This is a genomic window from Vibrio sp. ArtGut-C1 (assembly GCF_002105475.1).
Lineage (GTDB): Bacteria > Pseudomonadota > Gammaproteobacteria > Enterobacterales > Vibrionaceae > Vibrio > Vibrio diabolicus.
This window is the reverse complement of record NZ_NCTH01000016.1, coordinates 95,311-106,796: the sequence shown is the minus strand read 5'-3', so window position 1 is coordinate 106,796 and position 11,486 is coordinate 95,311. Positions and strand designations below refer to the sequence as shown.

The window sequence follows — 11,486 nt, the reverse complement described above, 5'->3', positions numbered from 1 at the left end:
CGTTGGGAAAAGAAAATCGAAAACTACGAGGCCATGTTGCATTTTGCTTGTGGCCTCATTGTTTGGAATAAATCCCTTTTGGGATAGGTTCTTAAAGAAGCAGGGTTCATAGTTGTACCGCGTTGCATTGGGTATTCAGGTAACGTTTTAAAGAAGTCGCCAACAACGTCTTGAATTGGTACAAACAACCACATGTTGTCTGCCATCCAACGTAGGTACATTTGTGACTCGCTAGGACCTTTTTCAAATGGGTCAGCACGTAAGTGAATGATCTTAGGCCAGTTTGGTACAGATCGCACGGCGTCGCTTAGGTTTCCTTCCAGAGTTGCAAAGTGAAGTTTCCAGTCATTCCAGCGTACTGCGTTTAGTTCACCATTTGAGGTGAAGTAGAGCAGAGACTCACGTGGTCCTTTCTCTTCTTTTCCCTCGAAGTATGGCATGAAGTTGTAGCCGTCTATATGGACACGCCAGTCTTTACCATTTGCTTTGTAACCTTCAGCAAGCTTTTCTTTCACGTCAGGAACGCCAGCTGCCGCCAACAATGTTGGCAACCAGTCTTGATGAGCCATCATTTCGTTGATTTTCGTTCCTGGCTTAATGACACCTGGCCAACGCACAAGTTGAGGCACACGCATACCGCCTTCCCAAGTCGTGCCTTTCTCACCGTGGAATGGGGTTGCGCCCCCATCAGGCCAAGTCATGGTCTCTGCGCCGTTATCTGTTGTATAAATAACGATGGTGTTGTCAGCAACGCCTAACTCATCGAGTTTGTCGAGCAATACGCCGACTTGATCGTCATGCTCTAACATGCCATCAGCGTAAATGCTAACACCGGATTTACCTCGGTACTTTTCTTGTAATCGGGTCCACACGTGCATGCGCGTAGAGTTATGCCAGATGAAGAAAGGCTTATCTGCTTTAACAGCTTTCTCCATAAACGATAAAGTGCTTTCGAGGAACTCTTCGTCCGCGTGTTCCATGCGTTTACGCGTCATTGGGCCAGTATCTTCAATCTTACCGTCGGCATAAGATTTAATTACACCACGAGGACCATAGTTTTTACGGAACTCTGGGTCTTTAGGGTAATAGTAGGTTTCGGGCTCTTCTTCTGCATTAAGGTGGTACAAGTTACCAAAGAATTCATCAAAACCATGATTGGTAGGTAGGTGCTTATCTTGATCGCCCAAGTGGTTTTTACCGAACTGAGCTGTCATATAACCTTGGTCTTTTAGTAAGTCAGCAATAGTTGGTGCCCAATCTGGAATCCCATGGTCGGAACCCGGCATACCAATTGTCAGCAAGCCAGTGCGAAATGGTTCTTCGCCAGTAATGAATGCTGCTCGACCCGCAGTACAAGACTGTTGGCCGTAATGGTCTGTAAACAAAGCACCTTCGTTCGCGATACGATCGATGTTAGGGGTTTTGTAACGCATCATACCTTGGTTATATGCGCTGATGTTCCAGTAACCGACATCGTCACCGAAAATTGCGAGTATGTTGGGTTTGTCTGCCGCCATCGCTGCGCTGGACGTTGCTAACAGTCCGACGCCTACTGCGATTTTTCTCAATTGGTTTGCCATAAAAAACTCCAGATGGTTGAGAGTAACGAGAAGCACAAGTAAACCTTGTGCTTAGGTGCTGCATAAGTTAATGATGTGTATAGAAAAATCCTCTTATACTCTTTATAACCATAAGTTATTGAGGGTATTTAACTATTTGTTTCTAAAGAAAAATACTTGTCATTCTGATGGTTTGGGGAGGTTTTAAAAATAGAGATGGGTCACTAATGAATACCAGAGCAGGTTGCTGGTGAGACGAATAAAGTTTCAGCAAAAACACCGAGATACTCCCTAATCGGGGGACGAAGAATGGAGCACTCATTTTGAAAGCCTTTCACTTCTAATTATTTGTATAACCAAGGGGTTAGCGACTATATTGATTCAAGTTGCACCATCTAAATACTAAGGATAGTTATGAGTCAGTGGGCAGGTCGGTTTCGGTGTCTATTTCTGGGTATCGTCATGGTGAGTGGTTCGTTTTTTTCCCAGGCATCAGTGATAGAGAGTTCCCAAAATACCACGAAGCTTGGGTTGGAATATGTTGGCACGCAAACGTGCACGGAATGTCACCAACAAGAGGTGGAGGCTTGGAAGGGCTCTCATCACGATATGGCAATGAAACATGCAAACTCAGAATCTGTTCAAGGTGATTTTGATAACCGCACAGTGACGCATGATGGGCAACCCAACCGTTTTTTTAGACGAGGCGAGGAGTATTGGGTCAATATTCAAGGCCCTGATGGTCAATGGCATGATTATAAAATTAGCTACACATTTGGTTGGGAACCGTTACAGCAATATATGGTGGAGTTTGAAGACGGTCGTGTACAGCTCATTCCTTTTGCGTGGGATTCAAGGACGAAATCGGAAGGTGGTCAGCGCTGGTTTCACCTTTATCCAGAGACAGCAACGACAGATGAGTTTTACTGGACTAGCACTGGGCAAAATTGGAATTTCATGTGTGCAGACTGTCATTCGACCAATGTAAAGAAGAACTATGACGCAATCAAAAATACCTACAACACGTCTTGGTCCGAGATCAATGTTGGTTGTGAAGCGTGTCATGGCCCTGCAAGTGGACACATCGAGTTGGCGAAAAAATCCGCATCTACAGGAGGCTCTTTCGATACAGATAGTCACTATGGTTTTGACCGAAATTTATCTAAAGCGGTAACCGAGTGGGTATTTGAGAAGGGCCACAGAACGTTACAACCAAAAGCAATCGCAGAAACAAATCAAGTTCAGACGTGCGCACAATGTCACAGCCGTCGAACGCAGTTAAATGAGACTGGTGATCACATTCAAGGCTCATTTTTCGATAAATATCGGTTAAGCCTGATCACTCCAGAACTCTACTACCACGATGGCCAAATTTACGATGAAGACTATGTTTACGGTTCATTTCTTCAGTCTGAAATGGCTGAAAAAGGCGTAACATGCACCAATTGCCACGATCCTCATTCGGCAAAGCTAAACATCCCAGAAGAGGCGGTATGTTCACAATGTCATATTGCGTCAGAATATACCCCAGAAAACCACACCTTCCATGAAGCGGGATCCAAAGCGTCACAATGTACGACTTGTCACATGCCAGAAACGACTTATATGCAAGTCGATCCTCGTAGAGACCACAGTTGGCACGTACCTAGACCTGACTTGAGCAAACACATCGATACGCCCAATGTATGTACGTCTTGTCATGAGGATAAGAGTAACCAGTGGGCGGATGCGCAGATAGCCGAATGGTTTCCTCACTCTCAATACCGCAATCAACAACACTTTGCTGTCGCGTTTTATGCCGATGCAATTGGGCACAAAGGGGCGGCGAATGCTCTGGCTTACTCTGCTCAGGATTCATCATTAAAAGACATCATACGAGCTTCTGCATTAGAGCGAATGGGCGGCAATACTGACCAAAATACGACTGTTTCGCTCGCAAGGGCCGTTAAAAATGAGAATGAAATGATTCGGCTCGGCGCAGTCGCGGGCTCGTCTGGTTATGAGTTTCATGATCGATGGCGAATTTTAGAACCACTGCTGGATGATCCCGTACTTTCAGTGAGGGCGGAGGCGGCTTCGGTATTAGTGACCAGCTATGCGCAAATGACGCCGTTACAAAAAGATAGGATTCAACCATCGCTTGAAGAGTACATGGACATTCAAAAGTTTAACGCCGATCGTGGTTTTGGTAGAACCAATTTGGCAAATGTATACCGCAGCTTAGGCGAAATCGATAAGGCAATTGCGTTATACCAAGAAGCGATAAGTATCGAGCCTTATTTCGAAAATAGTTACGTGAATTTATCGGACCTGTATCGACGCCTTGGGAAAGAAAAAGCTGCGCTCTGGGTGTTACAACAAGGGATGAAAGCTCAGCCTAAATCCAGCTCATTACCTTACAGTGCCGGTCTTTCTTTGTTACGCCAAGGCAAGGAAGATGAGGCCAAAGCTCTACTTAAACATGCCGCAGAACTAGGAAAGACTAACGCTCACTACTGGTATGTTTATGGTCTAGCTTTGGAAAAAAGTGACGTTCTGGAAGCCAGTAAGGCATTGCAGACTGCGTTTAAAGTTGGTGGGAACCCTCAACATTTATATGCTCAATGCGAAGTTCTAGCGAGAAATCATAAAAAAGGCGCTGTCGCTTTTGCTTTCGATAGGTGTCTAAAAGAGCTGAGTAATTATGCTCCTAAGCAGGCTATTGATCAGCTGAAAGCACCTGTTACGAATCTGTAGAGATTAAACACCAATAGTAAAAAGTGGAGCCTTTATCGCGCCACTTTCTCTACTTAGTTTAGTCTACGTCTTTCGCTAGTCTAAGGCCCATGTCAGACATAATGACGGATTGGCTGGCAAAATCGCGGCGATAGTTTTCAGATTCGTCTGCGTCATAAGCAAAGCTGCCGCCACGTACAGACTTGTGTGCAAGGCTTTCTTTTTCCTCTTTTGCGTTTACCGGATTATCACTGGGCGCTGTTTTGTAATAACCTTCGTCAAAAGCATCAATCACAAACTCGCCTACGTTACCTGTCATATCGTACAACCCGAGCTCGTTTGGTTGCTTTTGACCTACCTTATGAGCCTTATTGTGCGAGTTATTCGCATACCAAGCCACATCGTCAATATTGTTTGATCCAGAAAAAGTGAAGCCTTTACTTAAAATTCCGCCTTTAGCGGCAAACTCCCATTCTGCTTCTGTTGGTAGACGGTAATGCTCTCCCGTTTTTTCATTCAATTTCTTAATGAAATAATTGGCTTGTTGCCAACTAATATTATTGACGGGTGTATTTGGATCTCGAAAGTAGCTCAGAGAGGAGCCAGTGACAGCTTCAAAAAGCGATTGAGTTACCTCAAATTTTGACAAATAGAATCCATCAACGTTAACAGTGCGAGCTGGGCCCTCTGACTTTTTGGCTGATGGATTATCTGCGCCCATCGTAAACTGCCACCTTCGACAAGAACCATATCTTGATCGATTTTCTGAGCGAGAGAGTTTGGTGGGGTTGTTGCACACCCATTAATTATCAGCGTGACCGATATGGCTGGACAAAGGAAATAATTTTACTTTTGGGATGCTTCATTCGGCAACTCCATCAACGACTTTGGTCAAAAAGTCTAGCAAGCAAAACCATAACAAACGGTTATACACACTATAACAAGCGCCGAGAATAATTGAACATTATCATCACACTAGGCGATTAACTCGATGATTAGGTTTGACATCATTGGGGACAGGTTAGCAACTAAGAAGGTGATGAATGCACATAACTCAAGGGCCGCAGTTCAACGGAAAAGCATCTAAGCGTTTACATGTGATGGCAAAGCCCATTGGTGCTGCTTGCAACATCGATTGCACTTATTGTTATTACTTAAGCAAACAAGATTTGTTGGAATATAAGCAGGGCTGCTCGCCAATAATGGATGACGAAACCTTAGAGAGCTATATCCGCCAATACATAGAAGGGCAGAACACACCTGAAATTATCTTCTCTTGGCAAGGTGGAGAGCCAACCATGCTGGGGTTGGATTACTTCAAGAGAATTGTTGAATTACAAGATCAATACCGCCCTCATGGTATTATGATCTCTAATGATCTTCAGACTAATGGCACGCTTCTTAATGATGAGTGGTGCGAGTTTCTAAAAGCGAACCACTTTCTTGTCGGTTTAAGTATCGATGGCCCTGAGATGATGCACAACGCTTACCGAACAAATCGAGCGGGAAGAGGCACATTTAAACAAGTGATGAACGCCGTTGAGCTATTACATAAGCATGAAGTGAAGTTTGCAACGCTCACGTGTGTGAACAACTTGACCAGCCGTAACCCATTGGAAGTGTATCGCTTCTTACGAGATGAAGTACGTTCCCCTCAAATGCAGTTTATTCCGATTGTTGAGCAGAAAACTTTCAGAATAATAGCGCCACAAACTTGGAAGCCCAATGAGCAACTAATGCAAGGTGATAAACGTCTGATTCCCGGCCACAAGGATTCGGTTGTCGAGCCATTTTGTGTGGCGGATGAAGCATGGGGTAACTTCCTTATCGCGATATTCAATGAGTGGGTCGTGCATGATATTGGTAACGTTTTTGTACAGTATTTTGAAGCGAGTTTGGAAACATGGATGGGAAGAAAAAACCCACTATGCACGCTAGGTGAAATCTGTGGCAAAGGTTTAGCAATGGAACCAAACGGTGATGTCTTTGCGTGTGACCACTATGTTTACCCGGAATACAAGATCGGAAATATTCACCACGAAAAACTCGATACTCTCGCTTATAGCCCTGACCAGCAGAAATTCGGGTTTGCTAAAAGTCGTACACTGCCTCAGCAGTGTGTTAATTGCGATTATCAGTTTGCATGTTTTGGAGAATGCCCTAAAAACCGCTTTATTCGCACCAGAAAAGGTGAGCCTGGCCTTAACTATCTATGTGCAGGTTGGAAGAAGTTTTTTGCGCATGTTGACAAATCAATGGCGTACATTTTACGGGCGATGGGCAACCCTGTGGTACACGGCAAATACAGTGATAAGGCTTTGCACCTGAAAGCGTCTAATCAACCTGTTTTTGACACTAAGTTCTAAGATTCAACTGGTCCAGTTTTATAAAAGTAAGGTCTAATCAATGCAAAAGATAACGCATTTTACGAAGTCACTTTTAACGTTCACGATGAGTGTAGCGTTAAGCCAAGGCGTTTGGGCTCAAGATAAACCTCTGCTCAATTCAGATAAAGTTTCACCCGTTGAGATAGCATCTCAAGAAGAACCTATGACGCCAGCACAGCAAGTCGAAAAGTTGTCTTATGATGCACAAAACAAAAAGTTGTCTTCAGAAAAGCGTATTGATGCTTTACGTGAACTGGCCAACTACCCCAGCCAAAACGCTTTGGTTGCCGTTGCTCGTGGTTTGAAAGATGCAGATGCTGGAATTCGTGAAGCGGCAATTGTAGGAGCTCAACCCTATATGATAGAGCATCGCTGGCGTCTGGTTTCCCCGTTGCTAAGTGATGACGATGCAATGGTTCGAATTACCGCAGCGATAAACTTGGTTCGAGATTACGCTAGTTTAAGTTCGGAGCAGCAACAGTCACTCGAAGGCGCGGTGACTGATTTAACATCCTACTTGTCGCAGAAAACTGACAACGTTTCTAGATTACTCCTTGCCGATGTATATCGTTGGCATCGAGAGTGGGACAAAGCGGCATTGATTTATCCAGAGCTAACCAAGCTGATGCCAAGTAACCCGCAAGTCTGGTTAAGCTATGCGGACAATTTTCGAGCGCAACAAAAAGATCGACAAGCTATCAAAGTACTTGATGAAGCAATCACACTTTTTCCTGATAACGCTGCTTTGCATTACTCGAAGTCGTTGGCGCTAGTAAGACTTAGTGAGAAGCATGATGCCGCTAGCGAAATTGAAAAGGCCGCTAATATGGCGAAGAACAACAGTTATTTTTGGTACTTGAATGGTGTTCTGCAAGAAGAGTTAAATCTTAAAAAATCTGTGCACGCTTTTGAAAAAGCTTATTTGATCTCTGGCGCGCCGGAGCAGCTTTATGCAGTGTGTGATATCTACATTCGGTACGATAACCCCAAGTCTGAACAGTGTTTAGCGGAACTTAAGAAAGTGGCTCCGGATTACGTGATTGATGAGCTTAATCAGAAAAAGGGACGTCAAAGTACTTCAGAGCAGGTTGACGCCAGCTAACTAAACACTTTATCAGTAAGCTTCTTTAATTAAAGTGCGTTTCTAGTTACAAGGTCACTTTCTGGTGTCGTTGCATATGTTGCTCTGAATTGCGCTTGTTAATCGTGAACTATACTTTCATTTGGATTTGCATCCCGTACCTCAATATAAGGAATTAAAATGGCTATAAAGTTAAAGGTGATTGTCCTTGCGACAAGTTTTGCTCTGTCTAGCTATAGCATTGCTGCTGATGTGCAAGATCCTCTGCCGTCATGGAACAACACCGGTGCGAAGCAAGCTATTGTGGCGTTTGTTACTAAAACGACGACTCAAGGCTCGGACGCTTATATTCCTGAAAGCCAAAGGATCGCTACGTTTGATAATGACGGGACGCTGTGGGCAGAAAAACCCGTTTATCTACAGCTGTTTTTTGCGATCGATAAAGTGAAAGAGATGTCCTCTGATCATCCTGATTGGAAAACAACAGAACCTTTTGCTTCGGCAATAAAAGGTGACTTGGAGGGGGTTGGCAAGCAAGGCCTTGAAGGTGTGATGCAGCTTGTTATGGCGACTCACTCTGGAATGTCGACTGATCAGTTCCATCAAGAAGTGAAGGAGTGGATGAAAACGGCCGTTCATCCTTCGACAGGAAAGCCATACACTGAAATGGTTTATCAACCGATGCTTGAGTTACTCGACTATTTGAGAGCAAATGACTACCAGACCTATATAATTTCTGGAGGTGGTATTGATTTCATGCGTGTTTGGGCACCAGAAGTATACGGGATCCCAACGCAAAATATCGTTGGGACGACATTAAAAGCGGAGTATCAGGTCGTTGATGGACAGCCAACTATTCAACGCTTGCCAGAAATTGATTTTGTGAATGATAAAGCGGTGAAGCCTGTCACGATCCAGAACTTCATTGGTAAGCGCCCGGTGATGGCATTTGGTAATTCTGACGGTGACTTACAAATGCTAGAGTGGACTAAAGCGGGGTCTGGCCCACGATTTTCAGCGGTTATCCATCACACGGATGACAAGCGTGAATGGGCGTATGATAAAGACTCTCACGTGGGGAAATTAGACAAATCATTTAAAGTGGGTGAAGAGCAAGGTTGGCTGTTTGTCGATATGAAACAAGATTGGAATCAAGTTTTTAAAGAAGCGATGAAAAAATAGCGACCCAGCCAACGTAAACACTACACCAAACATTTTGTGATAGGGGGTGATGAGCAAAACGCTCTTCATCTCCTCAACTTAACAATTCTGTTTGGTATCAGCATAAGCAAATATTGCGTGCGTCCGTATTGGTTATTTGATTGCTGTGTGGCATCATTGCTTAAAACCACTTAAGTGAATTTAAGTAATGACGCAAGAAGAGCGATTGATAGAACTCAGAGCCAAGCTAGAGCTACAAAACAAAATAACGTTATCGGAAGTTTGCGAGTATTTTGGCATTTCGCGAGATTCAGCGCGTCGAGACTTAGTCAAGTTGAGCCAACTACCGGGATTACAAAGAATCCGAGGTGGCGTTATGCTTGCCCCGATATCTTCCTCTACAGAGGCGTACTCTAATCGACCAATTAGTGACACTAAGCATCGCCTCGCTAAAGCGGCCGCTAAGCTTTTGGATGAGCGTGACCACCTTGTTATTGATACCAGTACTATCTTATCTCTGCTCCCACTTTACGTAGAAAAAGCACGCTGTGAAGAAGATAAGCTCAACGTGGTCACCAACAGTATTGACGTACTGCTCGCTGCTGAAAAAAGTGAATCAATGGACGTCCATTTCTTAGGTGGACACTTTGACCCCTACGCCAGAGCGATCTTGGGTGCACAAGCAGAACAGCAAATGAAGCAATATCATGTGAATAAGGCGTTTATTGGTGTGTGCGCGTTGTCATCCCGAGGGTTGACGACAAATAATGAGCTAGAAGCAACCATGAAACAAACTATGATAGAGCAAGCTCAACAAGTCATTGTCGTTTGTGAATCCCGCAAAATTGGAAGCGACAATTTTCACCATGTATGTGATTTGTCAAAGATCGACATCGTTATTACCGATCATGCTCCTCAATCAGATTTTCAACAACTTCTCGACCACAATGATATTGAATGTATTGTTGTTTCACCGAAATAAGGAATCTTAGTATGGCTTACGATCCCGTAAAGACCGCCGTGATTGGTTACGGATATTCAGCAAAAACTTTCCACTTACCCTTCATTAAAGCACTGCCAAACTTGACGTTGAGCGCAATAAGTTCTCGTCAACAGGAAGCGGTCCAAAATGATTGGCCAGATGCTCAGTGGTTTGCTGATGCCAATACTTTACTCGATGACAGTGACGCTGAGCTTGTGATCATCACTGCGCCAAATGACGTGCACTACGAGCTCGCAAAGCGCGCGTTGAACAATGGGAAACATGTCATTGTTGAAAAACCGTTTGTAACGCGCATAGAAGATGGGAATGAGTTGATCGCCTTAGCAGAAGAAAAAGGATTGGTTCTGAGCGTTTTTCATAATAGGCGTTGGGACGGCGACTTTCTCACCGTTAAATCGCTTATCGAACAAGGTAAGTTAGGTGGTGTGAGGTTGTTTGAGTCGCACTTTGATCGCTACCGTCCTGAAGTTCGTCAACGCTGGCGAGAGCAGGCTCAAGATGGCGGTGGTATTTTATTCGATCTTGCTCCCCATCTTCTCGATCAGGCCTTGGTGTTATTTGGTTTGCCAGATGCGATAGACGCACAGTGTCGAATGATGCGTCCGGGCGCGACGACGATTGATTACTACAACTTAGTGCTTCATTACCCAGACCATATTGTGCATTTACATTCAAACTTATACAGCCCAGAACCAAACCTGCGTTATAAAGTATTGGGTACTGAGGCTAAATATGAAAAGTTCGGATTAGATCCTCAAGAAGGTTACTTAAAAGAAGGCCGATTACCGGAGAACGATGCTTGGTCGGAAGAGGACGAGGCGTTATACGGTGTCCGCTACGACGAAGACGGTGCGCAAACCATCAAAACGGAGAGAGGTGCGTATCAAGCTTATTTTGTTGGTGTAGCAGATGCCATTCGTTTGGGTACTGATAACCCGGTTCCTGCCGTTCAAGCAGTACAGAATATCGCTCTGATTGAGATGGCATTGGAAAGCAGCAAAACGGGAAAAACGATTCAGGTGAAATCATGAGCTTAACGCTTGAGCTCGTCGCTCAACAAGAGCATGAGCTTCAATTGAAAGAGTTTAACCACCAAGTTGCGTGGTCTATTGGTTTAGCTTTAAAAGAAGCGGCGGAAGCCTGTGACGCGGCTGTGGCTATTGAGGTCTACGGTTTTGGACAAACGTTATTTCAATACGCGATGACAGGAACGTGCGCTGACCATTTGGATTGGGTTCGTAGAAAGCGAAACTCAGTATTGAGATATGGTCACAGCTCTTACTACCTCTCGCTGTACAATAAGCAAAAGCAGCGTGATTTTGAAAATCAGCCACATCTCGATGCGCGTGAGTATTGTGCTCATGGCGGCGCGTTCCCAATTCGAATCTTGGGTTCTGGTTTAATTGGTGTTGTCACGGTATCGGGTTTACCGCAGTTAGATGATCATCAGCTTGTTGTCGATGTATTAAAGACAATGGTAATGACCAGCACAGAGCTTGCTTAAAGTTGTGCGATATTACAGTGGCACGGCATTTATTTTGTGTCACTGAATTCTCTTATTAGCTCATTTTGTGTTCTAT

At 44.3% G+C, this 11,486-nt stretch carries 7 protein-coding genes and 3 pseudogenes; 8 read left to right on the top strand and 2 right to left on the bottom strand.

What is annotated here, in order from left to right:
- Nucleotides 1-87, top strand: a pseudogene (locus B7360_RS24600) (IS5/IS1182 family transposase); the annotation flags it as partial.
- A gap of 5 nt (nt 88-92) precedes the next feature.
- Here the strand turns inward: B7360_RS24600 and B7360_RS14940 are convergent.
- Nucleotides 93-1,580 (bottom strand): annotated as a pseudogene (locus B7360_RS14940) (arylsulfatase); the annotation flags it as partial.
- A gap of 393 nt (nt 1,581-1,973) precedes the next feature.
- Between B7360_RS14940 and B7360_RS14935 the strand changes: the two are divergent.
- Nucleotides 1,974-4,295 carry a multiheme c-type cytochrome gene (locus B7360_RS14935; RefSeq protein WP_085343885.1) on the top strand — a complete coding sequence of 774 codons (2,322 nt, stop codon included), beginning with the start codon at nt 1,974-1,976 and terminating at the stop codon, nt 4,293-4,295.
- A 58-nt stretch (nt 4,296-4,353) separates the two neighbouring features.
- Here B7360_RS14935 and B7360_RS14930 read toward each other — a convergent pair.
- A pseudogene (locus B7360_RS14930) lies at nt 4,354-5,140 on the bottom strand (formylglycine-generating enzyme family protein).
- A gap of 177 nt (nt 5,141-5,317) precedes the next feature.
- On the opposite strand from B7360_RS14930, the gene B7360_RS14925 reads away from it, so the two are divergent.
- The 6 genes from B7360_RS14925 (at nt 5,318) to B7360_RS14900 (ending at nt 11,410) form a co-directional block, all read left to right on the top strand.
- Nucleotides 5,318-6,640 carry an anaerobic sulfatase maturase gene (locus B7360_RS14925; RefSeq protein ID WP_085343884.1) on the top strand — a complete coding sequence of 441 codons (1,323 nt, stop codon included), beginning with the start codon at nt 5,318-5,320 and terminating at the stop codon, nt 6,638-6,640.
- Between the two features lie 40 nt (nt 6,641-6,680).
- Nucleotides 6,681-7,763: a HEAT repeat domain-containing protein gene (locus B7360_RS14920; RefSeq protein WP_085343883.1), complete on the top strand. Its 1,083-nt coding sequence runs from the start codon at nt 6,681-6,683 to the stop codon at nt 7,761-7,763.
- Between the two features lie 159 nt (nt 7,764-7,922).
- Nucleotides 7,923-8,924, top strand: coding sequence for an HAD family phosphatase (locus B7360_RS14915; protein ID WP_085343882.1), 1,002 nt, complete (start codon nt 7,923-7,925; stop codon nt 8,922-8,924).
- A 187-nt stretch (nt 8,925-9,111) separates the two neighbouring features.
- Nucleotides 9,112-9,885 (top strand): DeoR/GlpR family DNA-binding transcription regulator, encoded by a 774-nt coding sequence (locus tag B7360_RS14910; RefSeq protein WP_085343881.1) that lies wholly within the window; start codon nt 9,112-9,114, stop codon nt 9,883-9,885.
- Between the two features lie 11 nt (nt 9,886-9,896).
- Nucleotides 9,897-10,937: an oxidoreductase gene (locus B7360_RS14905; protein ID WP_085343880.1), complete on the top strand. Its 1,041-nt coding sequence runs from the start codon at nt 9,897-9,899 to the stop codon at nt 10,935-10,937.
- Complete coding sequence (locus tag B7360_RS14900) at nt 10,934-11,410, top strand: heme-degrading domain-containing protein (protein WP_085343879.1); 477 nt, start codon at nt 10,934-10,936, stop codon at nt 11,408-11,410. The genes B7360_RS14905 and B7360_RS14900 overlap by 4 nt, the downstream gene beginning before the upstream one ends.
- The last annotated feature ends 76 nt before the right edge of the window (nt 11,411-11,486 follow it).

What these genes read in the sequence shown, in the direction of transcription:
- B7360_RS14910 (WP_085343881.1), top strand. Translation starts at nt 9,112, where the DNA reads ATGACGCAAGAAGAGCGATTGATAGAACTCAGAGCCAAGCTAGAGCTA.
- B7360_RS14925 (WP_085343884.1), top strand. Translation starts at nt 5,318, where the DNA reads ATGCACATAACTCAAGGGCCGCAGTTCAACGGAAAAGCATCTAAGCGT.
- B7360_RS14915 (WP_085343882.1), top strand. Translation starts at nt 7,923, where the DNA reads ATGGCTATAAAGTTAAAGGTGATTGTCCTTGCGACAAGTTTTGCTCTG.
- B7360_RS14935 (WP_085343885.1), top strand. Translation starts at nt 1,974, where the DNA reads ATGAGTCAGTGGGCAGGTCGGTTTCGGTGTCTATTTCTGGGTATCGTC.
- B7360_RS14920 (WP_085343883.1), top strand. Translation starts at nt 6,681, where the DNA reads ATGCAAAAGATAACGCATTTTACGAAGTCACTTTTAACGTTCACGATG.
- B7360_RS14900 (WP_085343879.1), top strand. Translation starts at nt 10,934, where the DNA reads ATGAGCTTAACGCTTGAGCTCGTCGCTCAACAAGAGCATGAGCTTCAA.
- B7360_RS14905 (WP_085343880.1), top strand. Translation starts at nt 9,897, where the DNA reads ATGGCTTACGATCCCGTAAAGACCGCCGTGATTGGTTACGGATATTCA.